Annotated in this window: 25 protein-coding genes and 1 tRNA gene; 15 read left to right on the forward strand and 11 right to left on the reverse strand. The window is 64.7% G+C overall.

What is annotated here, in order from left to right; genetic code table 11:
* Window positions 1-6: 6 nt before the first annotated feature.
* The gene (locus tag IWX78_RS10760; RefSeq protein ID WP_196833524.1) at window positions 7-315 is read right to left on the reverse strand and encodes an FmdB family zinc ribbon protein; all 309 of its coding nucleotides are present in this window, start codon (window positions 313-315) and stop codon (window positions 7-9) included.
* Window positions 316-357: 42 nt separating this feature from the next.
* Window positions 358-936, reverse strand: coding sequence for a 5-formyltetrahydrofolate cyclo-ligase (locus IWX78_RS10765; protein ID WP_196833525.1), 579 nt, complete (start codon window positions 934-936; stop codon window positions 358-360).
* A gap of 85 nt (window positions 937-1,021) precedes the next feature.
* Here IWX78_RS10765 and galU point away from each other — a divergent pair, with 85 nt between their 5' ends.
* The 5 genes from galU to ppk2 all read left to right on the forward strand — a co-directional run bounded on the left by galU (window position 1,022) and on the right by ppk2 (window position 4,666).
* Window positions 1,022-1,915, forward strand: coding sequence for a UTP--glucose-1-phosphate uridylyltransferase GalU (galU, locus tag IWX78_RS10770; RefSeq protein ID WP_196833526.1), 894 nt, complete (start codon window positions 1,022-1,024; stop codon window positions 1,913-1,915).
* A gap of 26 nt (window positions 1,916-1,941) precedes the next feature.
* The gene (locus tag IWX78_RS10775; protein WP_196833527.1) at window positions 1,942-2,607 is read left to right on the forward strand and encodes a GNAT family N-acetyltransferase; all 666 of its coding nucleotides are present in this window, start codon (window positions 1,942-1,944) and stop codon (window positions 2,605-2,607) included.
* A gap of 76 nt (window positions 2,608-2,683) precedes the next feature.
* The gene (locus IWX78_RS10780; RefSeq protein ID WP_196833528.1) at window positions 2,684-3,613 is read left to right on the forward strand and encodes a large exoprotein; all 930 of its coding nucleotides are present in this window, start codon (window positions 2,684-2,686) and stop codon (window positions 3,611-3,613) included.
* A gap of 43 nt (window positions 3,614-3,656) precedes the next feature.
* Window positions 3,657-3,729: transfer RNA gene (locus tag IWX78_RS10785), tRNA-Ala, on the forward strand.
* Window positions 3,730-3,841: 112 nt separating this feature from the next.
* The gene (gene ppk2 / locus IWX78_RS10790; RefSeq protein WP_196833739.1) at window positions 3,842-4,666 is read left to right on the forward strand and encodes a polyphosphate kinase 2; all 825 of its coding nucleotides are present in this window, start codon (window positions 3,842-3,844) and stop codon (window positions 4,664-4,666) included.
* A 12-nt stretch (window positions 4,667-4,678) separates the two neighbouring features.
* On the opposite strand, the gene IWX78_RS10795 is transcribed toward ppk2, so the two are convergent.
* The 4 genes from IWX78_RS10795 to IWX78_RS10810 are packed head-to-tail and all read right to left on the reverse strand — an operon-like array spanning window position 4,679 to window position 10,039.
* The gene (locus tag IWX78_RS10795; RefSeq protein ID WP_196833529.1) at window positions 4,679-5,539 is read right to left on the reverse strand and encodes an Fpg/Nei family DNA glycosylase; all 861 of its coding nucleotides are present in this window, start codon (window positions 5,537-5,539) and stop codon (window positions 4,679-4,681) included.
* Window positions 5,540-5,581: 42 nt separating this feature from the next.
* Complete coding sequence (locus IWX78_RS10800) at window positions 5,582-7,579, reverse strand: glycosyl hydrolase (RefSeq protein ID WP_196833530.1); 1,998 nt, start codon at window positions 7,577-7,579, stop codon at window positions 5,582-5,584.
* 43 nt (window positions 7,580-7,622) lie between these two features.
* Window positions 7,623-8,354, reverse strand: coding sequence for an HlyD family efflux transporter periplasmic adaptor subunit (locus IWX78_RS10805; protein ID WP_196833531.1), 732 nt, complete (start codon window positions 8,352-8,354; stop codon window positions 7,623-7,625).
* Window positions 8,351-10,039 carry a glycosyltransferase family 2 protein gene (locus tag IWX78_RS10810; protein WP_196833532.1) on the reverse strand — a complete coding sequence of 563 codons (1,689 nt, stop codon included), beginning with the start codon at window positions 10,037-10,039 and terminating at the stop codon, window positions 8,351-8,353. Before IWX78_RS10810 ends, IWX78_RS10805 begins: the two co-directional genes overlap by 4 nt.
* Before the next feature lie 265 nt (window positions 10,040-10,304).
* Here IWX78_RS10810 and IWX78_RS10815 point away from each other — a divergent pair, with 265 nt between their 5' ends.
* Window positions 10,305-10,727, forward strand: a complete 423-nt coding sequence (locus IWX78_RS10815; protein WP_196833533.1) for a hypothetical protein — start codon at window positions 10,305-10,307, stop codon at window positions 10,725-10,727.
* 5 nt (window positions 10,728-10,732) lie between these two features.
* On the opposite strand, the gene IWX78_RS10820 is transcribed toward IWX78_RS10815, so the two are convergent.
* The 4 genes from IWX78_RS10820 to IWX78_RS10835 all read right to left on the reverse strand — a co-directional run bounded on the left by IWX78_RS10820 (window position 10,733) and on the right by IWX78_RS10835 (window position 14,520).
* Window positions 10,733-10,897 (reverse strand): hypothetical protein, encoded by a 165-nt coding sequence (locus IWX78_RS10820; RefSeq protein WP_196833534.1) that lies wholly within the window; start codon window positions 10,895-10,897, stop codon window positions 10,733-10,735.
* Window positions 10,898-10,928: 31 nt separating this feature from the next.
* Entirely contained in the window at window positions 10,929-12,104 is a 1,176-nt protein-coding gene (locus tag IWX78_RS10825; RefSeq protein ID WP_196833535.1) for a glycosyltransferase family 4 protein, read from the reverse strand.
* An 80-nt stretch (window positions 12,105-12,184) separates the two neighbouring features.
* On the reverse strand, window positions 12,185-13,450 hold the full coding sequence (locus tag IWX78_RS10830) for a DUF445 domain-containing protein (protein ID WP_196833536.1): 1,266 nt from the start codon (window positions 13,448-13,450) through the stop codon (window positions 12,185-12,187).
* Between the two features lie 47 nt (window positions 13,451-13,497).
* The gene (locus tag IWX78_RS10835) at window positions 13,498-14,520 is read right to left on the reverse strand and encodes a DUF4349 domain-containing protein (RefSeq protein ID WP_196833537.1); all 1,023 of its coding nucleotides are present in this window, start codon (window positions 14,518-14,520) and stop codon (window positions 13,498-13,500) included.
* A 288-nt stretch (window positions 14,521-14,808) separates the two neighbouring features.
* Between IWX78_RS10835 and IWX78_RS10840 the strand changes: the two genes are divergently transcribed.
* Window positions 14,809-15,375 (forward strand): NADPH-dependent FMN reductase, encoded by a 567-nt coding sequence (locus tag IWX78_RS10840; protein ID WP_196833538.1) that lies wholly within the window; start codon window positions 14,809-14,811, stop codon window positions 15,373-15,375.
* Window positions 15,376-15,398: 23 nt separating this feature from the next.
* On the opposite strand, the gene IWX78_RS10845 is transcribed toward IWX78_RS10840, so the two are convergent.
* The gene (locus IWX78_RS10845) at window positions 15,399-16,607 is read right to left on the reverse strand and encodes an MFS transporter (protein WP_196833539.1); all 1,209 of its coding nucleotides are present in this window, start codon (window positions 16,605-16,607) and stop codon (window positions 15,399-15,401) included.
* A 379-nt stretch (window positions 16,608-16,986) separates the two neighbouring features.
* Here IWX78_RS10845 and nrdH point away from each other — a divergent pair, with 379 nt between their 5' ends.
* From nrdH to IWX78_RS10885, 8 genes are all read left to right on the forward strand, one after another.
* Window positions 16,987-17,220 (forward strand): glutaredoxin-like protein NrdH, encoded by a 234-nt coding sequence (gene nrdH / locus IWX78_RS10850; protein WP_196833540.1) that lies wholly within the window; start codon window positions 16,987-16,989, stop codon window positions 17,218-17,220.
* A 114-nt stretch (window positions 17,221-17,334) separates the two neighbouring features.
* Entirely contained in the window at window positions 17,335-17,736 is a 402-nt protein-coding gene (gene nrdI, locus IWX78_RS10855; RefSeq protein ID WP_196833541.1) for a class Ib ribonucleoside-diphosphate reductase assembly flavoprotein NrdI, read from the forward strand.
* A gap of 14 nt (window positions 17,737-17,750) precedes the next feature.
* A complete protein-coding gene (nrdE, locus tag IWX78_RS10860; RefSeq protein ID WP_196833740.1) occupies window positions 17,751-19,868 on the forward strand; it encodes a class 1b ribonucleoside-diphosphate reductase subunit alpha in 2,118 nt (705 codons plus the stop codon).
* 69 nt (window positions 19,869-19,937) lie between these two features.
* Entirely contained in the window at window positions 19,938-20,912 is a 975-nt protein-coding gene (gene nrdF / locus IWX78_RS10865; RefSeq protein ID WP_196833542.1) for a class 1b ribonucleoside-diphosphate reductase subunit beta, read from the forward strand.
* Window positions 20,913-21,029: 117 nt separating this feature from the next.
* Window positions 21,030-22,223 (forward strand): HNH endonuclease signature motif containing protein, encoded by a 1,194-nt coding sequence (locus tag IWX78_RS10870; RefSeq protein ID WP_196833543.1) that lies wholly within the window; start codon window positions 21,030-21,032, stop codon window positions 22,221-22,223.
* A 449-nt stretch (window positions 22,224-22,672) separates the two neighbouring features.
* The gene (locus IWX78_RS10875) at window positions 22,673-24,223 is read left to right on the forward strand and encodes a molybdopterin-dependent oxidoreductase (RefSeq protein WP_196833544.1); all 1,551 of its coding nucleotides are present in this window, start codon (window positions 22,673-22,675) and stop codon (window positions 24,221-24,223) included.
* Between the two features lie 242 nt (window positions 24,224-24,465).
* Window positions 24,466-25,620: a BtrH N-terminal domain-containing protein gene (locus IWX78_RS10880; protein WP_196833545.1), complete on the forward strand. Its 1,155-nt coding sequence runs from the start codon at window positions 24,466-24,468 to the stop codon at window positions 25,618-25,620.
* A 66-nt stretch (window positions 25,621-25,686) separates the two neighbouring features.
* Window positions 25,687-26,583 carry an ABC transporter substrate-binding protein gene (locus IWX78_RS10885; RefSeq protein ID WP_196833546.1) on the forward strand — a complete coding sequence of 299 codons (897 nt, stop codon included), beginning with the start codon at window positions 25,687-25,689 and terminating at the stop codon, window positions 26,581-26,583.
* The last annotated feature ends 1 nt before the right edge of the window (window position 26,584 follow it).

A 26,584-nucleotide genomic window follows, 5' to 3' on the forward strand; every position in this document is an offset into this window, starting at 1 on the left:
GAGCGGTCAGGACGCTGCAGCCGCGCTGTTGCTCCCCGAGCTTCCGGCGGAGCTGCCCGAAGCCGAAGACGACGATACCGTCTTCTCCGCCTTCTTCGAGGAGCCGGACTCGGACTTCCTCGAGTCGCCGGACTCGGACTTCCGTGAGTCGTTCCGGTAGAAGCCGGAACCGTTGAACGTGACGCCGACGGCGCTGAAGAGCTTACGGAGCTTGCCCTGGCAGGTCGGGCATTCGGTCAGCGACGCGTCGGTGAATGACTGCTGGATGTCGAAGGCAGTGTCACAGACGGTGCATTTGTAGGAGTACGTGGGCATGTGGGTTTCCTGGTCGTCGCGGCAGTGTGCCGGGTCTTGGGTCTAAAACTCGAGGATGCGTGACGGCGTGACGACGCCGTTCACCGGCTGATCGTGCCGTTCACGGGGAATGTCCGGCTGGACCTCGTAGTCGTACACGACGCCGTAGACCGGCGGGCACTTCTCCATGGAGCCGAGGGTCTTGTCGAAGTAGCCGCGCCCCCAGCCCAGGCGTGTTCCGTCGGTGCCGATGGCCGCAGCCGGAACGACGATCAGGTCGACCTCGTTGATCGCGATCGGGCCGAGCAGCTCGCCCACCGGCTCGGGCATTCCGTAGAGGCCCTCGGTTTCGGTGCCCTCGTCGCCGGTCGTCCAGTCGAGCAGTCCGTCTTCGCGACTCACCGGGAACAGCACCCGCACATCGTTGGCGAGAGCCCAGTTGAGGAAGGGCCGGGTGTTCGGCTCGTTCGGCGCCGAGAGGTAACAGGCGATACTGCGAGCGTCGAGCCCGGTGACCAGCGCGACCAGGTTGTTCGTGACCCCGATGGTGGCCTTCTCGCGTTCGCTCGCCGTGAGGTTCTGGCGACGTTCCCGTAATTCGGCGCGGAGAGCGCGCTTCTGGTGGTCTGCGGGCGTCAGCATTGACCCATTCTAAGCGGGGATGCCTGACAGGCGGCATCCGTTCGCTGGCAGCGGTTCCGGGGAACGCGACCGCTACGATTGAGCCATGTCTTCCTCAGTGCGCAAAGTCGTCATTCCTGCCGCGGGCCTCGGTACCCGCTTCCTCCCGGCCACGAAAGCCATGCCGAAGGAGATGCTGCCCGTCGTCGACAAGCCGGCCATCCAGTACGTGGTCGAGGAAGCTGTCAGCGCTGGCCTGCACGACGTCCTGATGATCATCGGGCGCAACAAGAACGCGCTCGCCAACCACTTCGACAAGGTCACCGAGCTCGAGCTCGCACTGGAGGCGAAGGGCGACACGAAGAAACTCGACCGCGTCATCGAGTCCAGTGAGCTCGCCGACATCCACTTCCTCCGCCAGGGCGACCCGCGCGGACTCGGTCACGCGGTGCTCCGCGCCCGCAGGCACATCGGCAACGAGCCGTTCGCCGTTCTTCTCGGTGACGACCTCATTGATGCGCGCGACCCGCTCCTCACCACGATGATCTCCGAGCAGGAGAGCCGCGGAGCAACGATCATCGCCCTCATGGAGGTCGACCCTGACACGATCCACATGTACGGCTGCGCCGCCGTCGAGGAAACCGAGAATCCGGACGTCGTGCGGGTGACCGGCCTGGTCGAGAAGCCCTCACGGGAAGATGCGCCATCGAATCTCGCCATCATCGGTCGCTACGTTCTCACCCCTGAGGTCTTCGACATCCTCGAGAAGACCGAGCCTGGCAAGGGCAACGAGATCCAGCTGACCGACGCATTGCAGGTGCTCGCGGCTGACCAATCCATTGCGGGCGGGGTGTACGGCGTGATCTTCCGCGGCCGTCGTTACGACACCGGAGACCGTCTCGACTACATCAAGGCCATCGTGCAGCTCGCATCCGACCGCGAGGACCTCGGCGTCGACCTGAAGCCCTGGCTCAAGGAATTCGCGGCGAAGCTCGACTAGCCCTCCACCGTCAGAAGGAGACCGCGGTGCCACTACCCGTGCCTGTGCTGAGTGACGGCGCGATCTCGGTTCGCCCGGTCCGCGTGCGCGATGCGAAAGCGATGGAGCATGAGCTCCTCAGCAACCGCTCGTGGCTGCGGCCGTGGGAGGCGACCAGCCCATACGCGCCGCGCTCGTTCGACATGCGTTCCAGCATCCGGTCGCTTCTGCAGAATGCACGGTCAGGGGGCGGGCTGCCGCTTGTGATGGAGTACGAGGGCCGGCTGGCCGGCCAGTTGAACGTCTCGGGCATCACATACGGCTCGCTGTCTTCGGCGACGCTCGGGTACTGGGTGTCCCAACGGTTCGCCGGGAAAGCGGTCACTCCCACCTCTGTCGCCCTCGCGACCGACTACTGCTTCACCGAGCTGAGGTTGCACCGGATGGAAGTCTGCATCCGTCCGGAGAATGCTCCGAGCCTCCGTGTCGTCGAGAAGCTCGGGTTCCGCTACGAGGGTTTCCGCCGCAGGTACATCCACATCAACGGCGACTGGCGCGACCACTTCTGTTTCGCTCTCGTGCGCGAGGAGGTTCCGCAGGGGGTGCTGCGCCGCTGGCGGAACGGCGATGTCCCCGAAGGAGCAGCCACCGTTCCCGACGTCGACCGGGTCGCATCGCAGACACCCCTGCTCCCGCCCCCTGCCCTCTTCTAACCTTCAACCTCAACTTTCAGGTGACACACCCTCCGCAATGAAGTGGGAACGACCTGATCGCTCGTACGTTAGAGCCATGAATGGTGGCGGGCTCCTCAGCGGCGGAATAGTTTTCGCTCTCGCTGCTGCGCTCTGGGTCGTCTATCTGCTGCCCACCTGGCTCCGCCGCAGCGAGTATGTGGCCGTCGAGCGCAACGCGATCCGCCTGCAGCAGACGCTCCGTATCCTCGCCGAGACCTCTGAGGTCCCGCAGGAGATCCGGGTAGAGGCCACAGCGCGCGACGTCGCGGAACAGCAGAAGATTCTCAGGCAGGTCGAAGCGGATGCCCGTGAGCGCGCCCGCCTCGAAGCCACCGTCTCCGCCGAAAACGCACGCGCAGCCGCATCGGCTGCGATCGCGTCGCTGCGAGCGGAACCACGGGTCCGCCTCGCGAGGGCGCGACGTCGAGCCCGGCTTACCGCGACCGGCATCCTCGTCGTCTCACTCCTCACCGCCGCGGGCGGCGGCTGGATCCTCGCGTCGACTGCGTCTCCCGTCCTGCTCGCATCCGCCGGCGTCACCGCACTCGTGGCAACGGGAGCACTCGTGCGGATGGCACGCGTGACGGCGAGAAGCGCGCCGATCGTGGTCACTGTGCAGAAATCCCCATCGGCGGACGTCTTCGTTCCTGTCCACGTCGAGGCAGAGGCGCCAGCAGCTGCGACATGGACTCCGCTTCCGCTTCCGAAGCCGTTGCACCTGTCGCACGGATCCGCCGCAGCAGAGGCCATCGCCCAGGCCGATGCTCACGACGCCCTCCGCCGTGCCGCGATCGCCCAGGTCATGGCATCCCGGGCAGAGGAACAGGCACCGGTCGTTCCGACGATCGCCGCTCCGGTGATCGAACAGCCGGCTGCCCGCCACGACACCCCGAGCCGATTCGCCGGCATGGGAATCGTGGATGAGACCGAGATCGCGCCCACGGATGTCACGGCGATCCTGCAACGGCGCCGCGTCGCGAGTTAGTGGATTCTCCGCAGACGAACGCGTGATAATCTGGACGACACCAGGGCCTATGGCGCAGTTGGTAGCGCGCCTCGTTCGCATCGAGGAGGTCAGGAGTTCGAATCTCCTTAGGTCCACCCTGTACGTCGACACCGCCCCTCGTTCGATGAGATTCGTCGACGAGAATGGTGACAAGTGCCACCACCGCCAGACACCTTCGTCCGGCATCCGAGCGAGGAAGGGCACCTGATGTCCGGTTCCAAGAAGTCGAAGAAGAAGCGCCTGGATAAAGCTGTCTACGAGGCCGAACTCGCCCGGCTGCAGGTGGAGCTCGTCACCATGCAGCGTTGGATCTCATCGAACGGTGCCCGCGTGCTGGTGCTGTTCGAGGGACGGGATGCCGCCGGCAAGGGTGGTGCGATCAAACGCATCATCCAGTACCTCAATCCTCGTTCCGCCCGCGTCGTCGCACTCCCCACACCGAGCGAGCGGGAACGTGGCCAGTGGTACTTCCAGCGGTACATCGAGCATCTTCCCACCGCCGGCGAGATCGTCCTGATGGACCGGTCCTGGTATAACCGCGCCGGCGTCGAACGGGTCATGGGCTACTGCACCGAGGAGGAGTACGACCGATTCGTCGCGCAGACGCCCACATTCGAGCGGCTCCTCGTCGAGGACGGCATCATCCTCATCAAATACTGGTTCTCGGTGTCGGACACGGAGCAGCAGAAGCGTTTCAAGTCGCGTCTCAAAGACCCGATGCGCCGGTGGAAGCTCTCGGAGACCGACCTGGCGTCGATCACCAAATGGGAGGACTATTCGCAGGCCAAGGACAGCATGTTCGAGGCGACGGATGCCCCTGGTGCGCCCTGGTGGACCGTCGAGAGCGACGACAAGCGGTCGGCGAGGCTCAACGTCATCGCGCACCTCCTGTCCCAGGTTCCGTATGAGGCGAGCGAACCGCCGACCGTGACGATCCCGGATCGGCCGGAGGCTACGGAGACCGATCGTCCGGACAAGGACGAGCAGCGTTTCGTGCCGAACCTGGCGAAGGCTCTCGGCGCACAGAGCTGAGCAAGCCGGCCGTTATTTGAGCAGTCGGGAGAGCACCCGGTCGGCCAGTGGCTTGCCGCCGGTCTGGCAGGTCGGGCAGTACTGGAAAGTCGTATCGCTGTAGATCACCTGTCTGACGGTGTCTCCGCACACCGGGCAGGGCTCACCCGTGCGGCCGTGCACCTGCATTCCCGACTTCTTCTCTTTCTTCAGTTCGGAGGCAGCGAGACCGTCTGCCCGGTCGATCGCGCCGGCGAGCGTTGCCTGCATCACCTCGAACAGCATCGCGGCCCGGTCGGCGTCCATCGACGCCGGGGTGAACGGCGACATGCGGGCGGTGTGCAGTATCTCGTCTGAGTAGGCGTTGCCGATGCCGGCGATCAGCGACTGGTTGCGGAGGACACCCTTGATCTGCGACCGGCCGGCCCGGGCGAGGATGCCCCTGAACACGTCGACGGTGAAGTCGGGAGAGAGCGGGTCAGGGCCGAGCCTCACGATCCCCGGCACGTCGAGGGGGTCACGGACCACGTACACGGCCAGGCTCTTCTTCGTGCCGGCCTCGGTGATGTCGAAGCCCGACCCGTCATCGAGCACGAGTCGCGCGGCCAGGGCCGTTCTGCCCCGTTTTCCGGCAGGTGCGGGTGCGTCAGCTCGCCAGCGGATCCACCCGGCGCGTGCCAGGTGGATGATCACATGCAGGTCATCGACCTGGATGTCGAGGAACTTGCCGTGCCGTTGCACGTCGACGACCGTGCCACACGCGAGAGCGGTGACGGGTGGATCGAACGTCTTCAGCGCGGCGAACGACACGACGTCGAATCGCTCGAGGGTGCGGCCGCCGAGTCGGGCGCCGAGATCGGCGACGAGCGTGTGGACTTCTGGAAGTTCGGGCACCGTCCCAGTCTGGGCCGAACCGGCGACATTCGTCCAGCGCCTTTACCCCGCGGTCTGCGACAGAAGCCACGCGAGCAGATAGGTCCGGCTGTTGCCGTCATCGATGCGATCCTCAGGGAGTTCGGCACTGGCGTCGAGCGCCGCCGCAGCGGCATCCGCACCGGCCAGCGCCGAATACATCAACAGGTAGTCGCCGAAGAGCACGTCGAAACCGTCTGGGGTCGCCTCGTCGACGTTCGCGATGATGCGCTCCGGGTCGCCGGCCAGGTAGCCGGAGATCGGGCTCATGGGCAGCACGAGGATTCCGAGCATGGCGCTGGGTTCGGCGCTGAACCAGGTCGCGTAGTCCCGCTTCCCGCCCCAGACCAGCGACGTGATCGTGTGATCGAAACCCTGGTAGACGGGGGCGTCCAGCGGGAAATCGGTCCAGTATGCGCGGGCGGATGCCGCCTCGGCCGATAGCAGCCAGGTCGCCTCGGCGAGCAGGTCAGGCTGGTCGCTGGCCTGCGCCCAGAGCGCAAGGCCGTTCCACGCGGTCACGGCCTCCGAACTGGACTCCTGGTTGTTCCCGTCACCGAACGGTGACGTACCGCTTGCCCAGGAATGACCGGCGTACGCATCGAACACTCGACGCTCGGGAAAGTACGAGCTCGGCCCGCTGGTCGCGAGGTCGGCTGCCAGCAGATTCATCACCGGGGCCCAGGTGGCGGCGAGCTCCTCGTTGTCGGCCGCGACCACCCCGGCCGCGTAGAGGAAATAGCCGTAGTGAAAGTGGTGGTCGTTGAACTCGTCGGAGCCGAAAGAGGGTTCGAGTCCGACGATCCCACGCGCGGCAGGGTCGTAGACGAAACATCGGGCCGACCGGTCGTCGCAGCCGGCCGGGTCCATCCACGTCCCGATCTCGGCCACGAGCAGATCCTCGAGAGTTGTCGCGACGTCGTCTGCGTCGATGGCGCGCGCGATGCTGAGCAGATTCGCCAACCGGTAGAGCGCCTTGCCGCCGAAGTAGGTGTCTGCGGGGAGCGCCGTCGTCGCCGCGACATCGGATCTGAGTTGCGTGTCGAGGCGCTTCAGCGCTTCCGCATCGAGCCCGGAAAGATCCACGGAACCGGTCGGGGTGAGCACCGGGGCCGTCCAGCTCAGCGTCGTCGTTCGGCACAGGCGGAGTTCGCCAAAGACGCTGGGGTACGTCCCCACTGTGCAGTCGGCGTCGGCCGGTTCCTGATGGGGCATGGCAACGACCAGCGTCTCAGCGGCACCAGCCGTCGTGTAGGTGATCGCGGTCGTTGCGACCTGCTCGTCGGTGGCGTAGCTGAGACTGGTTCCGGTCACCGGGTTCCGCGCGGCCGCAGCGAGCACGTCGAGCGCGCCGCCGGTGGGCAAGGCAAACCAGGTCACGCTCTGCCCGGCCGTGACGGCAACTGCTGTTCCCCCGTCGGTCGGCGCCGTGTCGGACACGAGACCGTAGGTCGTCGCACCGACCGTCGCCGTCGCCACGCCGTCGTCGGACGACGGCGTGAACGGCGTCTCCATCGTCACCGTTGCCGTCGTCGACGCGGTGAACGTGACGAACGGTGAGCCCTGAGCGATCACGGTACGACCGATCTCCACCCCATCGGCCAGCTGCGCCACGGTCACGGATGCGGTGTCAGAGGAGACCACCTCCTGCTCCTGCGCACCGACATCGACGCTGACCGCCCCGTTGAACCCTCCCATGATGACCGCGGGCGACGACGACACGGCGGGAAGCCCGAAGCTCATCCCGCCATCGATCAGCTGGAACGAGAGCGGGAGGGGGAAGACCGGCATCGACGGCTCGCCGAACACCAGGCCGGAGAACCACCGGTTCGTCGGGGGGATCAGCCCATCGGCGAGCCGGGCATCGGGGAGGGCGGTCACCGTGCGGTGTGGAACGCTGTCAACGAGCGGCTCGACGAGAGAGTCGGGAAAGATCGGGGGCATGGACGAGGATGCCGTCTGGCCGGTTCCGTCGTCACTCCCGGGCCAGGCGCACCCGCCCAGCGGCAGCATCAGGCTCATGACGATCGCAATCGCAAGGCGACGCCCGGTCCGGGTGCGCACCTCACACCCCGATCTGTCGAAGGAAGTCGAAGAAGCTATCGCTGACCCCGGCGAGCGGGCCATCATTGCGCAGCCGAAGGGTGGCGGCGACCGGGGTTCCTCTGGACATCAACCCGTTGTGCCCACCGTCCACCAGGTCGGCGCTGGTGACGACGACCGTCGTGGTAGCGTTCCCGTCCGTCGTCGAGACCTGGACGGACGTCGCACGCCCGGTGATCCGCTGATAGTCGGGAAGCAGGATGTCGACGGCTGCGCCGGTTTCGATACGGCCGTAGTCTCTGCTCGTGAGTTCGAACTCGGCGGCGACGAAGAGGGAACCGGTGCGGTCGATCATGGCAAGCACCTGACCGGCCTGGACGAACGAGCCCGTCTCCGTCGACACCTCCCTGACAGTCCCCGCCACCGATGCGGTCAGGGTGATCGTGCCGTCATCAGTGACCGAGTACGCGATGGTCTCCGGTTTGAGCAGCCCTTCCGCGAGATCGGCCTGCAGGGTCGTGCTCAGTACGACGAACAGCGGATCGCCCTGCTCCACCCGTTCGCCGTCGCTCACGAGGCGTTCGATGACGGTGCCCCCGTAATCAATGCCGACCGGGAACCTCTCCGCCTCGATGGAGGCAGAGTCGCTCACCACCTGTGACTGCCGTTGGGTGAAGACGAGGGTGAGCACAGCCACGAGCCCGACAACAACGACGAGCCCGATGACGAGCTTCATCCGATTCCGCCACGTCATGACGTCACCGCCGTCGGCATCGCCGCTGAGGCGGTGCCGACCGTCATCCGGGCCGACGGCCGGACCGAAGCGAACGCTGCGGCTTCGCGGACGGCCGTAGCGACGAAGCCGCCGAGGATGATCGTATTGGTGACGTTCCAGGCGGTCGCGAGCGTCAGCATCCCGTTGTCGACGTCACGCCAGACGGCGACGATCGAGGTCAGAAACAAGAAGACGAAAAAGAGGACCTGGGGAATCATCACGTTGAACGGCGATCGTGCCCGATTCTTGTCACCCGTTGCCGTCCACTTCTGCTCCTTGCCGAGGAGCACGTTGAACAGTGCGGTCACGTAGATCGGAAATGACGCCGTGGCCAGCATCAGCGTCTCCCACCTGAACGATCCCATCGTGTAGAACGCCAGGACGATCTGCAGGAGGTAGAAGCCCGCGTAGTAGAGCACCCACGTCATCAGTGAGGTGTCGAGATGGACCGGCCGGAGTTCGAAGAAGATCTCGAGCGGAGGGACGAGGAGGAGGAGCAGGGGGGAGATGCCGGTGAGATAGAACGACGCAGTGACGAGGTACTGCAGCCGCTGGTCGACGGTGAGGCGGCTCCGGCGGCTGAACAGGTTGTGCTGGAGAAGGATTTCGAATCCACCCGTCGCCCACCGCAACTGCTGTTTCGTGTATGCCTCGATGGTGTCGGGGGCGTCGCCGACAGCGAGGACGAGCGGAATGTAGACGGTTTTCCATCCCCGCTCGTGAAGCATCAGCGATGTCCAGACGTCCTCCGATTTCGAGTCGGTGTGCATTCCGCCGATCTCGTCAACGGCTGTGCGCCGCAGAATGACGTTCGTTCCCACGCAGAATGCCGCATTGAAGCGGTTTCTTCCCGGTTGGATGAAGCGGTAGAAGACCGACTGCATGTATCCGGCTCCACGCGAGATCACGTTGTGCAGGTTGCCGTAACTCTGGGGGGTCTGGACGAACGCCACTCGGTGGTCTGCGAAGAACGGGACGGTTTCGACGAGGAAGTCGTTGTTCGGGACGAAGTCGGCGTCGAGGATCATGAAGAACTCGCTTCTGGTGAGGGCGAGCGCGTGATTGATGTTGCCGGCCTTGGCACCGCCACCGCTGAGCCGACGCACGTAGCGCGCGCCGAGTTCGGCGGCCAGCGATCTCACCTCATCGGACTTGCCGTCGTCGAGGACCCAGGTGAGGTGGGCACCCGTCATCGCGATGGCGGCGGTGACCGTTCGCCTGATCGTGCGGATGTCCTCGCCGTACGTTGTGATGAACACGTCGATGGAGACCGGCGTATTCGCCAGATGCATCGTCCAGCGTTCCGGCGAATCGCCGAAGCCATCCCTCAGAATGTCGCGCGAGCGGAAGAGCGAGCCGTGCGCCTGATGGAAGGCAAAATCTCTCGGATCATGAGCGGCAGACAGGATCGTCCACATCGAGAGGAGGGCCTGCGCGATCAGGATGGATTCGGCGGTGATGACCATGATGTACGGCAGCCAGTCCCCGCGACTGCCGGGGTTGAGGAGGAAGCCGGTGTACGCCAGGATGCCGATCGTCGCGATCAGCACGAGCAGGACGAGCGATGGGGACTGCGATCTGCCGTTCTCAGAGGAGCGGACGGGCAGGGTCGGCTCCGTGGCGAGCGCGGTGGCGAGAGGGGCGCGGGACTCTATGGACGTCATGACGAACTCTATTCGGGAGAAGAGTTGGTGCGGTCTGTCTCGGCGCGACCACTGACGTGCGGCGGTGTGCGGGCGAGAGGTCAGAGCGACGTCGTCGGCGTCCGGGCGGATGCGGCGAAGTGCGGGTGCCATGTCCGGTGGTGCCACTCTAGGATCCCGGAACGAACATGAGTAGTCCTCACTGTTTCGGTCTCGTAAACACTTCGTTGCGACGTCGCGCTGCACCGATCGCTAGGCTGGGGGAACCGCAGCCAGGAGGAGTTCGATGTTCGAGTGGATCTGGGGCATCGCCATCGTGGCCATGCTCGTCACCGTGATCATCCTGTTCGGTCGCCGGATGAAGGGCGCATTCTCCGCCGAGGGATCCGCCCGGTTCGACACCACCGAAATCCCGCCTGACGACCCCGAGAGCCGTGAGTTCATCGTTCGTGATGACGAGACGGGTTCGCGCATCCAGTTCGCGACACTGCACGAGCACGGCACGGTGCTCACGATCGTCGTGCCGGCGAAACACCTGCGCAAGGGAGTCGAGGTCGACCTGTTCGAGGCCGCGCTCCCTTCGGCGCCCCAGGTTCGCACCTGGACGTGGCCGCAGACGACCCCCGACGGATATGCGGCGCTTCAGATCATCGCCAGGCGGATGCCTGACATCGCCTTCCTCGACGCCCAGGGGAACCGCGTTCCCTGACCCTGTCAGTCGGAGTCGACCGGTGTGTCACAACGCCAGCAACTGTCGCCTGTGCGTTCGTTCAGTGCCCCGCAGACGTCGCAGACGAGAGTCAGCCAGCACGCCGCCTCGCCGCCCGCCTGCGCCGCCGGACGTCTCGTGTTCTCGTCCGTGGTCGTCGGTTCTGCCATGGCTCCATGGTCCCACCGTGTGCCGACACGGTCAACGACGAGGCGACCTCGCCCCGGCCCACGGCCGGAATGCTCCGGGCCCGGTCGCATTCGGCGTCGCATCCGCCTCGATCGCTGAACTGTAATGACCGATGAGCGCGCCGCACACACTCTTCCAGGTGCGGGGAAGGACGCCGGCTCGGGCAGCAGCAGCGAAAGCCTGCCGCTTGGTCTCGTCACCGGTCAGGTCTGAGACGCGCGCCCGGAACTCGTCGAGGTCGCCTGGACGGTAGAGCCAGCCGGTGCGGCTTGAATCCACGAGGTCGACCGGGCCGCCGCGGCCGGTGGCGACGACAGGGACCCCGCTTGCCATGGCCTCCTGGATCGTCTGGCAGAAGGTCTCGAGCTCGCCCGGATGCACGAAGACGTCGAAGCCGGAAACGGCGGTGGCCAGGTCGGTGCCGGAGAGGAAACCCAGGAAGGCCGCGCCGGGCAGAAGTCGCTCAAGGCGTGAGCGCTGCGGGCCGTCGCCCACGATGACGAGCCGGGTGTCGGGGATTCCGACGAGCGCGCGGAGATCTTCGACCTGCTTCTCGGCGGCGAGACGGCCCACATACCCGATGATGCGTTCACCGTTCGGTGCCAGGCGCCTGCGCCACACCTCATCCCGGTGATCAGGGGAGAATCGCTCTGCATCGACCCCCCTGACCCACAGTCGCGTGCGCGGGATGCCGTGAACGGCGAGCTGGTCCATCGCGTATCCGGAGGGGGCGAGGTTGAGGGTCGCCCTCGAGTGGATGCGTCGGACCTGGTCCCAGAGCAACGGTTCCGCCTGCGGGAAGCCGTAACGGCTCGCGTACGCGGGCACATCCGTCTGGTAGACCGCCACGGTCGGCACCCCGAGCCGTTCGGCGGCGCGCAACCCACGCCAACCGAGGACGAACGGAGACGCAAGGTGAACGACGTCCGGCTGGAAGGCCATCAGCAGGCGGGTGAGCCTGGCGACACCACCGGCGGCCAGCCGGACGTTGGGGTAGGACGGCAGCGAGAACGCGGGGAGGGACGTGACGGGGTAGCCGTGGTGCTCGGTCGGGGTGTCGGATGCTTTCGGGGCGATCACGATGACCTCGTCGCCGCGCTCCTCGAGGTGGTCGAGCACGCGGAGGAGCGAGTGCGTGACTCCGTTCATGTGCGGCAGGAAGGACTCGGCAACCAGTGCGACTCTCATGCCACCAGCGTGCTGGAGCTGGACCGACGGCAGCCGAAAAGAGGGCAGCGTTCAGTTGGCCGGGAGGTGACAGCTTGGTGTCAGTGACCGAACACCGCGGACGCGACGGTGAAGATGGTCAGTCCGGCGAGGGCACCGACGACGGTGCCGTTGATCCGGATGAACTGCAGATCCTTTCCGACCTGCAGTTCGATCTTGTCGCTAGTCTCCTGAGGATCCCAGCGCTCGATCGTCTCGGTGATGACACCGGCGATGTCGTGACGGTGATTGTCGACGAGCGACACCGCGGCATCCGTCACCAGTTCGTCGATCTTTCCCGCGAGCCGTTCGTCCCTGCCCAGGCGCTCGCCGATGTCGATGAGGGTCGCGGTGAGCTGCTGCCGCAGACCGCTCGAGGGGTTATCGAGTGAGGAGACCAGCGCGGTCCTCGTCGTGTTCCAGGCTCGGGACGCCAGATCCCTCACGCGCGGGCTGTCGAACACCTCGGTCTTGGTCTGTTCCAGTGCTGCGATGGTGTCCGGGTCCTCCTGCAGCTTGCGGGTGAGTTCGGACAGATAAGTGTCGAGCGCGCGTCTCGCCGCGTGGTCGCCATCGGTCCGCACCCGGCGGACGAACTCGACGGCCTCACGGTAGATCCGTTCGTCGACGAGACGGTCGACGAACGAGGGCAGCCAGCCGGGCAGTCGGGCCGACACCAGCCGTGAGAACGCAGCCGGATTCGCTGTCAGCCACTCGTCGAGTCCGTCGAGCAGAAGGTTCACTGCACTGTGGTGCCCGCCGTCCGCGATGAGCTGCTCGCCCCAGGCGCCGAGGTGCTCGCTCCAGCCCGGGTCGATGAGATGGGTGCGGGTGAGCTGCTCGACCAGATCCTGCACGTCGTCATCGTCGAGCAGGTCGAGCAGGCCTTTCGCCGCCCCGGAGACTTCGTCGGCGACGCGGGTGGCGTTGGTGGGCCGGGCGAGCCAGGCTCCGATCGTCCGACCGAGCCTGATCGATTCGAGCTTCTGCCTGACGACAGCCGTCGAGAGGAAGTTCGATTCGACGAATTCGCCGAGACTCGCTCCGATCTCGTCCTTTCGTCTGGGGATGATCGCGGTGTGCGGAATTTTCAGGCCGAGAGGATGCCGGAAGAGCGCGGTCACCGCGAACCAGTCTGCGATCGCGCCGACCATGCCCCCCTCGCTTGCCGCGCGGACCCACGCAAGCCACGGCACCTCGTCCTGCAGGGCGAACGACACGCAGAAGATGACGGCCATCAGTCCGAGCAGGGCAGTCGCCGTTCGCTTCATTTGGACGAGGGCGACCCGTCGTTCGGCATCCGCGGGGCTGTCGATCAGAGTCGTCATGCGCCCATCGTATGTCGACGGGGACGAGGCCCAGGTGGGCTTGCCTTCTACCGGCTGGCGTCGGTCGACGGTGAGCCCACAGCGACCTGGTTCTCACGCGGAGGAAGTGGCGGTCGCGGCGGAATCCGGCCGTCGGATCCCGCCGTCGGTGGCCAGGATTCTTCCGGCCCGAAGCTAGGCCCTGGAGCCGGACCTCCGGATGCCGGCGGAACCGTCGGCCGTCGATCCCTTCTGCGCACGAGCCACCAGATCAGCACAGCGAGCAGCCCGACCGGGATCAGCCAGGGGATCAGGACCCCCATCACGACCAGCAGGCCGCCGATGAAGGCGAGAAGTGACTGGAAACCGACGACGACACCGCCCCAGAAGTCTCCGGGAGCAGCGCCGGCAACCGCGGCGGGAGCCGTGATGTACACCTCGACCGTCGCGAAGTCGACGAGGTCTCCGAGGGACTCCCGCTGGGCGGTCAGCCCGTCGAGTTCAGCCTGTCGCTGCGACAACGCGGACTCGAGGTCGATGAGGTCCGCAGTCGTCGTCGCTTGTGAGATGAGTGTCAGCAGTCGTCCGACGCTCGTCTCGAGGGCGGTGATGCGGGCATCGAGGTCTGCCACTTCCGTCGTCACATCCGTCTGGCTGAGAGATGATCTGACCAGCTCGCCGACGGTCTTCAACTCGAGGAGGGTTTCGTCGAGGTCATCAGACGGAACGCGAAGCACGAGTTGTGCGGCCTCCTGCTGGTTCTCGTCCGTCGGGATGTCTGTGCGGCTGTCGACATGACCGTCGACGTCGAGCACGATCTCGACGGCAGCGTCTGCCGCGGCGACAGGGGCGTTCGACGTCAGCGACATCGATGCGGAACTGATGACCGACCGCTCCTCGCTGGAGGCACCCCCCGAGCGCTTCTCGTCCTGAGGAGCAAGGTCGCGCCCCGGAATGGCGCCACCGTCTGCCGGCGCGTCACCCTCTGATGAACCCGCCGAGCATCCGACGAGGAGAAGACACGTCATGAGAACAGCGATGACAGGCGTGGTGCGGCGGGTCAGGCGCCGGCGGATCGGCTGGAGCTCCATGCTCACACTCTAGAATTCGCGGGAGTCTCGCGGTCGATTCGTTGCTCACAGTATCGTCACGATCCGGAACACGGAGGAATCGCCGGCGCGCCACTCCCCATAGTTGGGGGGTTGCAGCGCCGCTCCGGCAGAGCATGCTAGAGGTCACGTACCCGTGTTGCCCCGCTCGAGTACCTCCCTGAAATCCCGCGAGGACTGCTGCCCCCAGTATTCGCCTTTTGCTGGAGATCTACCCTTATGTTGGAAAAATACCCAACTGACCGGGGGCCCGAACCCTCGATCAGACTTATGGTCATCATTGGAAGCGTACGACCAGGCCGCGCCGGACTTTCCGTCGCACTCTGGGTTCACGAACACGTGACGGAACGCGGCGGCTTCGACATCGACTTCGTCGACCTGGCAGAACTGAACCTGCCCATGGTCGATGAAGTGAAACTGCCTCGACTGCACGACTACAGCCGCAGGCACACACTCGCGTGGAGCGAGCGTGTGGCGCAGGCTGACGCGTTTCTGTTCGTCTCTCCTGAGGTGAATTACAGTTACGCGCCGGCGCTCAAGAACGCGCTGGACTTTCTCTACGACGAGTGGGGAAAGAAGCCCGTCGGGCTGGTCAGCTACGGCGGCCGGGGTGGTGGAGCCTTCGGTGCCGCAGCACTGCGACCGGTGCTCTCATCACTGGGCCTCGTCGCAGCGAGCTCGCACGTCGACATCATGCAGGCGTCGCACCAGATCGATGATGGCTTCTTCGTGCCGGACGACCAGCAGGTCGCCAGGCTCGACGGACTCATCGACGAGCTGGGGGCTCTCGCCCCGGCGCTCCGGACGGTGCGTGCCGCCACACTCGTAGCGGGCTGAGCGATCCGATCCAGGTTTTCCCGTTACGACGGGTGAACCTGGATCGGCTCTGTGTCCGGAATGGGGCTGGCGTCGCGGCCGCGGAGGTCGGGATGCCAGCGCTTTCCGAGCAGCGGAACGAGGAATCCGACGAGGGCGAAGAGAGCTGCTGCCCAGAACGCGCCCTCGGCACCACGTGAGTCGATGAGCAGGCCGGCGACGGCGGAGCCGAGCGCGGCACCGATGAGCTGACCGGTACCCACCCAGCCGTACGCCTCCGCAGTGTCGCTGAACTTCACGCTCGCGGACACCATGGCGAAGAGCACGGTGAGGGCGGGGGCGATGCCGATCCCCGCGACGAACAGGGTGATCGAGAGCAGGACGGCGTTCGAGAAGAAGATCGACACGGCCATGCCGACGAACACGATGGACATCCGGCGCGCGAGAGCCCACGGCCCGATCGGAATGTGGCCGAGGGTCAGGCCGCCGGCCAGACTGCCGAGCGAGAAGATTCCGAGCACGAGGCCGGCCTCGAGGCCGTCGTGACCGAAGGTCGCAACCACCCCAGCTTCGACAGCCGCGCACGCGCCGATGAGCAGGAACCCGACCACGGTCGCCAGAAGAACGGGCGGTCGTTTGAGCACCTGGCCGAGTTTGCGTTTGCTCCGGGGGATTCGGACGCGACCGACCTCGGGCGATGCGATGAACCAGGCACCGCCGAAGACCATGATCACAACGGCGACGAGGATTCCCCAGTCCGTTCCCACCTGCGTGGAGATGAAGGTGGTGATGACCGGCCCGAGAACCCAGATGATCTCCTGAGCGGATGCATCGAGCGAGAACAACGGAGTGAGCTGTTTGGAGTTGACCATCTTCGGGTAGATGGTCCTCACCGCTGGCTGGATCGGGGGAGTGGCCAATCCGGCGACGAGAGCGAACGCCATATAGAAGGGAACAGACATTTCGACGAGCGCGACGGCCGTCACGGTCACAGCGCACACCACGAGGGTGAGCACCAGGACGCGACGCATGCCCCAGACACCCATCCACCGGCTGGTCAGTGGGCCGGCAGCGGCCTGCCCGACGCTCGCGGCCGCGAGCACGAGTCCGGCAGCACCGTATGATCCGGTGACCTGCTCGACATGGAGCAGGAAGGCGAGCGACAGCATCCCGAACGGAAATCGGGCGACGAGCTGAGCGGCGATGATTCGAGCGACGCCTGACGTTTTCAACAGGCTGGAATATGCGCTCATGAGGTCAATTGTATGGAGGCGGGAACACCCGAAGATCAAGGGTTCGGGTTCAGGCTCACGACACGCCGAATGTGTGTCGCCGGGGAAATTAATTGTCGGTGGTGCGGCGTAGCGTGAGAACTGTGGACAAGTCGCTCCGTCACCACGCTCGAGTCGCTCAATTCCGCCCTTTTCGTCCCAGCGACGGGTGTGGATAAAAGGGTGGAGAAACGGTGGAAAACGGAACAAAACGGTGGAAACGGATGTTGATAACTACAGGCGTGTAACTACTAGTGGTTGGGGTGCTCCCTAAAGACGCCAACTATATGTAGTATTGGACAACCGGCCAGCCACCATCGGCCGCCGACAGATGTGAACGAAGAAGAAGGGCCCCATTTCGATGACAATCACGGTCTACACCAAGCCGTCGTGTGTCCAGTGCACCGCGACGTATCGCGCGCTCGACAACAAGGGTATTGAGTACGAAATCCTCGACCTGTCTGCCGACGAGAACGCTCTCGAAGCGGTCAAGGCGCTTGGCTACCTCCAGGCCCCCGTTGTCATCACCGATGAGGACCACTGGTCGGGCTTCCGGCCAGACAAGATCAACGAGCTGGCTTCGCGTCTTTCCTGATTGGATCTCGACAAGCGGCACTCGACGTGGAGATCTCGACACGCTCGATCAGCGTCTTTGATGTGGATCTCGACAAGCTCGATCAGTGACTTTCAGTAATCCGGGGGTGAAGCGATGACACAGCTGGTGTACTTCTCCAGCGTTTCGGGCAACACCCGGCGCTTCATCGACAAGCTCGGAGTCCCGGCCGCAAGGATCCCGCTCCACGCAAAGGAGCCGGCCCTCACGGTCCAGGACCCATACGTGCTCGTCACGCCCACATACGGTGGCGGTGACGGTAACGGCGCCGTACCCAAGCAGGTCATCCGGTTTCTCAACGACGAGAAAAACCGGAACCTGATCCGCGGAGTCATCGCCGCAGGCAACACGAATTTCGGCGAGGCATACGGCCTGGCAGGAGACATCATCTCTGCCAAGTGCACGGTGCCTAACCTGTATCGCTTTGAAGTATTCGGAACACCAGACGACGTGCGCGTCGTTCACGAAGGATTGGAATCATTTTGGCTGGAACAGTAGTGACCGAGGTCCCCATGGACACCGGGATGGATTACCACTCGCTCAATGCGATGCTCAACCTGTACGGCCCGAACGGCGAGATCCAGTTCGAGAAGGACCAGGAGGCCGCGCGCGAGTACTTCTTGCAGCACGTCAACCAGAACACGGTCTTCTTCCACTCCCTGCGGGAGCGACTCGACTACCTCGTTGAGAAGGAGTATTACGAGAAGGCCGTTATCGATGCCTACTCGTTCGACTTCATCACCGCACTCAACGACCTCGCATACTCGAAGAAGTTCCGCTTCCAGACCTTCCTCGGCGCGTTCAAGTACTACACCTCGTACACGCTCAAGACCTTCGACGGCAAGCGTTACCTCGAGCGCTTCGAGGACCGCGTTGTCATGACAGCACTCGGACTCGCCCAGGGCGACGAGAAGCTCGCAACCGCTCTGGTCGAAGAGATCATCGCCGGTCGTTTCCAGCCGGCCACCCCGACCTTCCTCAACTCGGGCAAGGCCCAGCGCGGCGAACTCGTCTCCTGCTTCCTGCTGCGAATCGAAGACAACATGGAGTCGATCTCGCGCGGCATCAACTCGTCGCTGCAGCTGTCGAAGCGTGGCGGCGGCGTCGCCCTGCTGCTGTCGAACATCCGAGAGGCCGGCGCTCCGATCAAGCAGATCGAGAACCAGTCCAGTGGAATCATCCCCGTGATGAAGCTCCTCGAAGATTCCTTCAGCTACGCCAACCAGCTCGGTGCGCGCCAGGGTGCCGGTGCCGTCTACCTGCAGGCGCACCACCCGGACATCATGCGGTTCCTCGACACCAAGCGGGAGAACGCTGACGAGAAGATCCGGATCAAGACGCTGTCGCTCGGTGTCGTCGTGCCCGACATCACCTTCGAGCTCGCCAAGAAGGGCGAGGACATGTACCTCTTCTCGCCGTACGACGTCGAGAAGGTCTACGGGGTGCCGTTCGGCGACATCTCCGTCTCGGAGAAGTACTACGAGATGGTCGACGACGCGCGTATCAAGAAGACGAAGATCAAGGCCCGCGACTTCTTCCAGACGCTTGCCGAGATTCAGTTCGAGTCCGGCTACCCCTACATCATGTTCGAAGACACCGTGAACAAGGCGAACCCGATCGAGGGTCGCATCAACATGTCGAACCTCTGCTCGGAGATCCTCCAGGTCAACACCCCGACCACGTACAACGCCGACCTGTCGTACGACGTCATCGGCAAAGACATCTCATGCAACCTCGGCTCGATGAATATCGCCCTGTCGATGGACTCGCCTGACTTCGGCCGCACCGTCGAGACCGCCATCCGCGGCCTCAGTTCGGTGTCGGACCAGAGCCACATCGAATCGGTCCGGTCGATCGAAGACGGCAACGACAAGTCGCACGCCATCGGCCTCGGCCAGATGAACCTCCACGGCTACCTCGCCAGGGAGCGCGTCTACTACGGCTCAGAAGAGGGTATCGACTTCACGAACATCTACTTCTACACGGTGCTGTTCCACGCTCTGCGGGCATCGAACCGGATCGCCATCGAGCGCGGTATCGCTTTCGACGGTTTCGAGAAATCGACGTACGCGACCGGAGCGTTCTTCGACAAGTACACCGACCAGGTGTGGCAGCCAGCCACCGAGCGGGTGGCCGAACTGTTCGCGACCTCCGCTGTCGCGATCCCGACGCAGGCCGACTGGGCCGCGCTGAAGGCATCCGTGATGGAACACGGCATCTACAACCAGAACCTCCAGGCTGTTCCGCCGACCGGGTCGATCTCGTACATCAACAACTCGACGTCGTCGATCCACCCGATCGCGTCGAAGATCGAGATCCGCAAGGAGGGCAAGCTCGGGCGGGTCTACTACCCGGCTCCGTTCATGACGAACGACAACCTGGACTTCTACCAGGATGCCTACGAAATCGGCGCCGAGAAGATCATCGACACCTACGCGGCTGCAACGCAGCACGTCGACCAGGGGCTGTCGCTCACGTTGTTCTTCAAGGACACGGCGACGACGCGTGACATCAACAAGGCGCAGATCTACGCATGGCGCAAGGGCATCAAGACCATCTACTACATCCGTCTGCGCCAGCTCGCGCTTGAGGGTACTGAGGTGGATGGCTGCGTCAGCTGCATGCTCTGACCCTGGCTCGAAACCCGCTCGATCAACGCCGACACGCTCGATCAACGCACTCACTAAGGAACAACACGAATGATTGACAAGCTCAAGCTGGTCGACCACGTCCAGGCGATCAACTGGAACAGGATCGAGGACGAGAAAGACGTCGAGGTCTGGAACCGCCTCGTCAATAACTTCTGGCTGCCCGAGAAGGTGCCGCTGTCGAACGACATCCAGTCGTGGAACACCCTCACCCCCGAGGAGCAGCAGCTGACGATGCGGGTCTTCACCGGCCTCACCCTGCTCGACACGTTGCAGGGTACCGTCGGCGCCGTCTCGCTGATCCCGGATGCGATCACCCCTCATGAAGAGGCGGTCTACACCAACATCGCGTTCATGGAGTCTGTGCACGCCAAGAGCTACTCGTCGATCTTCTCCACCCTTTGCTCCACCAAGGAGATCGACGAGGCATTCCGCTGGTCGGTCGAGAACGAGAACCTTCAGAAGAAGGCCGCGATCGTCATGGACTACTACACCGGTGACGACCCGCTCAAGCGCAAGGTGGCATCGACCCTGCTCGAGTCGTTCCTCTTCTACTCCGGGTTCTACCTGCCGATGTACTGGTCGAGCCGTGCCAAGCTCACCAACACGGCAGACATGATCCGCCTCATCATCCGTGATGAGGCCGTGCACGGCTACTACATCGGCTACAAGTTCCAGAAGGGTCTCGAGAAAGAGACCGAGGAGCGCCGCCAGGAGATCAAGGACTACACGTTCAACCTTCTGTTCGAGCTCTACGACAACGAGGTGCAGTACACGCAGGACCTCTACGACACCGTCGGTCTGACCGAAGACGTCAAGAAATTCCTGCACTACAACGCCAACAAGGCCCTGATGAACCTCGGCTATGAGCCGATGTTCCCGAAGACGGTCACCGATGTGAACCCGGCGATCCTGTCGGCGCTCTCGCCGAACGCCGACGAGAACCACGACTTCTTCTCGGGGTCGGGTTCGTCGTATGTCATCGGTAAGGCTGTTGTCACCGAAGACGCGGACTGGGACTTCTAACCCGGGTGCAGAGAGTGCGGTCGTCCGGAAGGGCGGCCGCATTCTCGTGTCCGGGCGTGGGGCGACGGCAGAGTCGTGTGCCGAAAGCGATGTCAGTGGTCGGGTGTTCATCGATTCATGGAAGGCACCGCAGCCCCGGCAGAGCACAGCGACTCCGACGACCGCGTCGCGATCAACGAAACGACGCTGTCTGCCACCATCGCCGATACCTGCAGTTCCCTGCTTGACGCTGTAGCCCTGATCGAGCGGATCGAGGCGAAGCAAGACGCGTGGAAGATCGACTTCATCGACCAGGCGCGGCGGGTCGCTGAAATCTCCGAGCACGGGCTGGTGGCCGTCGGGTCGTCTCTGAGCCCCCGTCAGAAAGGAGAGATGGTGCAGCGGTCGTTTCGTGCCGAGGTGGCCGGCGTCCTCCACATTCCTGAGGGAACTGCCGGGCAACTGATCGACGACAGCTCGGCGCTCATGCACCGGCTGCCCGCCTCGCTCGCCGCGCTCCGCGCAGGAGACATCAGTCTTCGCCATGCCCGGGTGATCGTCGACCAGACATCGTCGCTCGACGAGCAGACAGCACACGCGCTCGAAGCGGCGGTGCTCCCATTTGCGCAGACACTCACGGTGTCCCGGTTCCGGCAACAGGCGCGTGTTATTCGAGAGCGGATCGACGCCGATTCGGCTATCGAACGCACGACGAGGTCCGCGAAAGACCGTCGGCTGGAGTTCGTTCCTGCGCCAGACGGCATGGCCTGGCTCAGCCTGTACACGACAGCGCCTGAAGCCCGGTCTCTCTACGCAGCAGTCCGTGAGGCGGCAATGAGCCTCCAACGCACTGACGAGGCGCGAACTGTGTCGCAGCTCGTCGCAGACGTGTGCGCCGATGCTCTCGCCGCCGGGCTGGCCGGAGAGCGCGCTGCGGGGCCGTCGACAACCGCATTCGGCCGGATCGAGCCGACCGTGGTGGTCACCGTTCCAGCCATGACGCTCTTGGACGTGAGTGACGAACCCGGCGACCTTGCAGGCTATGGTCCCATCGACTCAGACACCGCCAGAAGGCTCGCCGGAAAATCGAAGACCTGGTTGCGGCTCCTGACCGATCCCGTGTCAGGCGCGCCACTGACGCTCGGACGAACGAGGTACAAGCCAACCAAACGGATGCGCGAATATCTGGCGCTTCGCGACGGGTTCTGCAGGTTCCCCGGCTGTTCCCGACGGGCGAGGCATTGTGAGATCGACCACACACAGGCGTGGCTCACGGTGGGCGAACCGACTGCGGCAACCTCTCACACCTGTGCCCCATGCACCATCGGCTGAAGCATCAGACGACCTGGCAGGCGAAGCAACTCGGGGGCGGGATCCTCCTGTGGACCTCACCAGATGGGCGCACCCAGGTCACCGAGCCAGACCTCCGATTTCAGCAGGTGTCGTCCCGGCCTCCGCCAGGACCACCGGTGACGTCGGCGCCGTCGGCATCCAGGAGCCCGTCTCGCTTCACGACCCTGACGCCAACCGGGGCCGATGACCATCCGCCGTTCTGAGTGAAGCGAGGATATCGCGGGTGGCCTGTGCACGCGTGTTGAGAAGCGCCGCCCCTGAGAGACACCGGCGTTGAGAAGCGCCGCCCCTGAGACGCACCGGCGTTGAGAAAGCACGCCGTTGAGAAGCGCCGTTGTTCCCGAGGCGTCCCCGTGCCAGAAGATGCGCATTCCGATCTCGGACCACACTCCGACCACATGCGCAGGATGCGGGACTAGCCTGAACGCATGACAGACCGGCGCCGCTCCCAACCGCGGTGGGTTGGGCCGGCCGCTGCCGGCGTTGGAGCGGTCGCATTCGGTGCCGGGATCGGCGAACTCGGTGCTGCGCTGCTCGCCCCGGAGTCGAGCCCGGTCATCGTGGTGGGGTCTCTGCTCATCGACCTCGCACCGTCGTGGGCAAAGGACGCTGCGATCGCGCTGTTCGGAACCGCAGACAAGGTGGCCCTCCTGATCGGCATCGGTATCGCGCTCACGGTGGCCGCAGGGGCAGCCGGCGTGTCCGAGGCTCGACGACCACCCGTCGGGCGGCTTGTCATCGCCCTCCTCGGCGTGGTCGGAGCGGTCGCTGCGTCGACGAGAGCCAACCCACCGATGCTCGCGGTCGCTCCTGCCGCGCTTGCCGCGCTTGCCGCGGTTGTCGCGCTGCAGATCCTGACTCCCCGTGTGCCGGATGCCGCAGGCGGCGTGACGGACACAGGGCAGGCGACGGGCATCGACAGACGGCGTTTTCTCGGCTGGGCAGGGGGAGCGGCAGCGATCGGCGCGCTCGCCGCTCTCGGGGGGTACGCCCTGCAGGCAGGGAGCAGGAGCATCGCGGCGATTCGCGATGCCATCATGCTGCCGAAGCCCGCATCGACCGCCACGGTTCCCGCGGCATCCGAATTCAAGATCGACGGTCTCAGCGCTCTGGTCACGCCCAACGAGGAGTTCTACCGGATCGACACGGCGCTCTCGGTTCCAGCGGTCGACCCGTCGGACTGGAGCCTGCGAATCCACGGCATGGTGGAGCGTGAGATCACGATCACCTGGGACGAACTGCTGGCGCTGCCGCTCGAGGAGAGCGTCACGACCCTCGCCTGCGTCTCGAACGAGGTGGGCGGCGGGCTGATCGGCAACGCCTTGTGGCTCGGCTACCCGATTCGCGAGATGCTCGCGCGGGCGTCGCCGAGCGATGACGCCGACATGGTGCTCTCGCGTAGCATCGACGGGTTCACCGCGTCGACTCCTCTCGCCGTGCTCGAAGACGACAGGAACGCCATCCTCGCGGTGGGCATGAACGGCGAGCCCCTTCCTCCTGAGCACGGATTTCCGGTCCGGATGGTCGTTCCAGGGCTCTACGGGTACGTTTCGGCCACGAAATGGGTGACCGAACTCGAGGTGACGCGCTTCGACGCGGCATCCGCATACTGGACCGACCGTGGGTGGAGCGATCGAGGGCCGGTGAAGATCTCGTCGCGCATCGATGTTCCGAGCGCACGGCAGTCGCTCGCAGCCGGCACGATCACGGTCGCCGGAGTCGCCTGGCACCAGCACGTCGGGATCGATCGCGTCGAGGTGCAGGTCGACGGCGGCAGCTGGCGAGAGGCAACACTTGCACCTGCGATCTCGATCGACACCTGGGTGCAGTGGCGATATGACTGGGAAGCGTCCGCTGGAACCCACAAGTTGCGGGTGCGCGCGGTCGGCACGGACGGTGAAATCCAGATTTCGGACAAGCAGGGTGTGCTTCCTGATGGAGCGACCGGGCTCGACGAACGGACCGTCGACGTGCTTTGAGCGACGGAGCGTCACGAGAACGAACGGGCATGTTGCAGCGCAGCGGGGCGATGCGTATTCTCGGACTACGGCGTCGTCACACGCCTGATTCCCTGACCAGCGGCCCACACCCGCAGGCAGTGCGGGAACAAGGTGATCGTTCATCGTGGCGGGCGACTCCTTTTCGATGATCTCGGCAATCGTGGTCAGCACGGGTCCGGTGTGGGTCGGACGGCGTGCTCACGGCCACGGGAGAGAACATCATGACCCAGCGTCACTCGGCCAAGAAGCTGATCCGAGCGCGGATGTCCCGCACCGGCGAGAGCTATACGACAGCGTTTCGCCGTCTCCAGTCGGAGCGGGAGCATCACGGGCATCCCGATGCAGTGTCGGGCTATCCGAGTTTCGGTGCCGCCTCCCACGGGCCATCCGCTCTGGCCCGTCACCTTCTCGCCGTTCGGGGGATCGGTGTGTCCGAACCGATGGCATTCGGCCTCGGCGGCGGGGTCGGGTTTCTCTATGCTGTCTTCGAGTACCGCGCGGTGTCGCATCCGCTTCTCACGATCGTGGCGCAGCACCATCCGAAGCCCTGGCTGGAGAGTGTGGCCGAGCACCTACGCCTGGACCTCTCGACGACGACGTCGAGCGGGCCGGCTTCGGCTCTGACGAAGCTTGATGCGTCACTCGACGCGGGATCGCCCGCCTGGCTCACGGTGGGCAGGGGGCACCTCGCCTGGCACGAGGCGACATCAGACGAGGAAGCGGCAGACCCCTATCCGATCGTCGTCGCCGGGCGGTCGGCTGGGCGGTACCTCATCGACGACACCGCGTCTGACCCGCACCTTATCCCTGCAGACCGACTTGCGACGGCGTGGGCCGCTCACCGAAAAGGCCGGTTCGGTCTGACGACCATCAGCTCACCGGTTTCGGTTCTTGACATCGGTCACGCCGTCCGTTCGGCGATAGCGATGACGACAGCGCATCTCACCGGACCTGTGCTCGGAAATTCGTTCGACGTCAACATCGGCGTGAGCGGTATGGAACGCCTACTCGCGGACCTGGAGGACGAGGGGACGAAGAGGGGGTGGGTGCGCCGATTCGGGTCTGCGGAGTCGTTCGCGGCCGGGATGGCGCGACTGGCGGAGTGTCTGACCTGGTCGCACACCGCTCCGGCGGCTGGCCGCCCGTTGTACGCCGAGTTCCTCGACGAGGCTGGCCCGGTGTCGGGCATGGCGCTCGGCCCCGCAGCCGAGACCGCACGCGACGCCGGCGCGGTCTGGGCCACCATCGCCGACCTGGCCGCAGACGCGACCGACCCCGGCCGAACGATCACCGAATTGGCCGTCAGGGTGCGCTCCGTCCTCGTTCTCGAGCGCCGGCTGGCCGCGGAACTCGGATCGGCACTCGACGCGGTCTGACCGGGTCGAGGTGGGCTAGTCTCGAAAGCGCCATCATCGGCATTTGCGAGAGTAAGGACGATCTTCATGCGCATCAAGACTTTTGTTGCACCCCTGGCACTTGCGGCGGCTGCTGCCCTCCTGCTGACGGGCTGTGTGAACAACGAGACCGCACCGTCGAAGGGTGGTGACGGGGCCAGCGGCGTCTCCGTTGACGAGGCAAGTGTCGCGCTGCTCCCCGATGACATCAAGGAGGCCGGCAAGCTGGTCATCGGCACGGATGCCAACTACCCGCCGAACGAGTACAAGGATTCGGACGGCACGGTGATCGGCTGGGAGATCGACCTGATCGACGCTATGGCCGCCAAGCTCGGGCTTGAGACCGAGTACAAGGCGTCGCAGTTCGACAACATCATCCCCTCGATCGTCGGCAACAAGCTCGACTTCGGGCTCTCGTCCTTCACGGACACCATCGAACGTGAAGAGCAGGTCGACTTCGTCAACTACTACACGGCAGGCGTCCAGTGGGCGTCGACCAAGGGTACCGAGGTGGATCCGAACAACGCCTGCGGGCTCAAGGTCGCCGTTCAGTCCACCACCTTCCAGGACACAGAAGAGGTCCCGGCCAAGTCGGACGCCTGTGTGGCTGCAGGAAAGGAACCGATCGAGAAACTGCAGTTCGAGGCCCAGGATGCCGCCGCGAACGCGGTCGCTCTCGGCCAGGCCGATGCGTTCAGCGCTGACTCCCCGGTGACTCTTTACGCCATCGCCCAGAACGGCGACAAGCTGCAGGCCGCTGGCGAGACCTTCGACGAGGCGCCGTACGGCCTCCCGATCGCCAAGGACAGCGAACTGACCGAGGCCATCGTGTCCGCCTTCGAAGCTCTGATCGCCGACGGAACCTACACCGAGATCCTCGACGAATGGGGTGTCGCTGACGGCGGTCTCGATGAGATCACGATCAACGCAGCCTCGAAGGGCTAAT

This window comes from Mycetocola sp. CAN_C7 (assembly GCF_015752285.1).
Lineage (GTDB): Bacteria > Actinomycetota > Actinomycetes > Actinomycetales > Microbacteriaceae > Mycetocola_A.

Excerpts from the sequence above, each read along its gene's own strand:
- IWX78_RS10760 (WP_196833524.1), bottom strand. The coding sequence starts at position 315 with ATGCCCACGTACTCCTACAAATGCACCGTCTGTGACACTGCCTTCGAC.
- IWX78_RS10765 (WP_196833525.1), bottom strand. The coding sequence starts at position 936 with ATGCTGACGCCCGCAGACCACCAGAAGCGCGCTCTCCGCGCCGAATTA.
- galU (WP_196833526.1), top strand. The coding sequence starts at position 1,022 with ATGTCTTCCTCAGTGCGCAAAGTCGTCATTCCTGCCGCGGGCCTCGGT.
- IWX78_RS10780 (WP_196833528.1), top strand. The coding sequence starts at position 2,684 with ATGAATGGTGGCGGGCTCCTCAGCGGCGGAATAGTTTTCGCTCTCGCT.
- ppk2 (WP_196833739.1), top strand. The coding sequence starts at position 3,842 with ATGTCCGGTTCCAAGAAGTCGAAGAAGAAGCGCCTGGATAAAGCTGTC.
- IWX78_RS10800 (WP_196833530.1), bottom strand. The coding sequence starts at position 7,579 with ATGAGCCTGATGCTGCCGCTGGGCGGGTGCGCCTGGCCCGGGAGTGAC.
- IWX78_RS10805 (WP_196833531.1), bottom strand. The coding sequence starts at position 8,354 with ATGACGTGGCGGAATCGGATGAAGCTCGTCATCGGGCTCGTCGTTGTT.
- IWX78_RS10810 (WP_196833532.1), bottom strand. The coding sequence starts at position 10,039 with ATGACGTCCATAGAGTCCCGCGCCCCTCTCGCCACCGCGCTCGCCACG.
- IWX78_RS10815 (WP_196833533.1), top strand. The coding sequence starts at position 10,305 with ATGTTCGAGTGGATCTGGGGCATCGCCATCGTGGCCATGCTCGTCACC.
- IWX78_RS10820 (WP_196833534.1), bottom strand. The coding sequence starts at position 10,897 with ATGGCAGAACCGACGACCACGGACGAGAACACGAGACGTCCGGCGGCG.
- IWX78_RS10825 (WP_196833535.1), bottom strand. The coding sequence starts at position 12,104 with ATGAGAGTCGCACTGGTTGCCGAGTCCTTCCTGCCGCACATGAACGGA.
- IWX78_RS10830 (WP_196833536.1), bottom strand. The coding sequence starts at position 13,450 with ATGACGACTCTGATCGACAGCCCCGCGGATGCCGAACGACGGGTCGCC.
- IWX78_RS10835 (WP_196833537.1), bottom strand. The coding sequence starts at position 14,520 with ATGGAGCTCCAGCCGATCCGCCGGCGCCTGACCCGCCGCACCACGCCT.
- IWX78_RS10840 (WP_196833538.1), top strand. The coding sequence starts at position 14,809 with ATGGTCATCATTGGAAGCGTACGACCAGGCCGCGCCGGACTTTCCGTC.
- IWX78_RS10845 (WP_196833539.1), bottom strand. The coding sequence starts at position 16,607 with ATGAGCGCATATTCCAGCCTGTTGAAAACGTCAGGCGTCGCTCGAATC.
- nrdH (WP_196833540.1), top strand. The coding sequence starts at position 16,987 with ATGACAATCACGGTCTACACCAAGCCGTCGTGTGTCCAGTGCACCGCG.
- nrdI (WP_196833541.1), top strand. The coding sequence starts at position 17,335 with ATGACACAGCTGGTGTACTTCTCCAGCGTTTCGGGCAACACCCGGCGC.
- nrdE (WP_196833740.1), top strand. The coding sequence starts at position 17,751 with ATGGACACCGGGATGGATTACCACTCGCTCAATGCGATGCTCAACCTG.
- nrdF (WP_196833542.1), top strand. The coding sequence starts at position 19,938 with ATGATTGACAAGCTCAAGCTGGTCGACCACGTCCAGGCGATCAACTGG.
- IWX78_RS10870 (WP_196833543.1), top strand. The coding sequence starts at position 21,030 with ATGGAAGGCACCGCAGCCCCGGCAGAGCACAGCGACTCCGACGACCGC.
- IWX78_RS10875 (WP_196833544.1), top strand. The coding sequence starts at position 22,673 with ATGACAGACCGGCGCCGCTCCCAACCGCGGTGGGTTGGGCCGGCCGCT.
- IWX78_RS10880 (WP_196833545.1), top strand. The coding sequence starts at position 24,466 with ATGACCCAGCGTCACTCGGCCAAGAAGCTGATCCGAGCGCGGATGTCC.
- IWX78_RS10885 (WP_196833546.1), top strand. The coding sequence starts at position 25,687 with ATGCGCATCAAGACTTTTGTTGCACCCCTGGCACTTGCGGCGGCTGCT.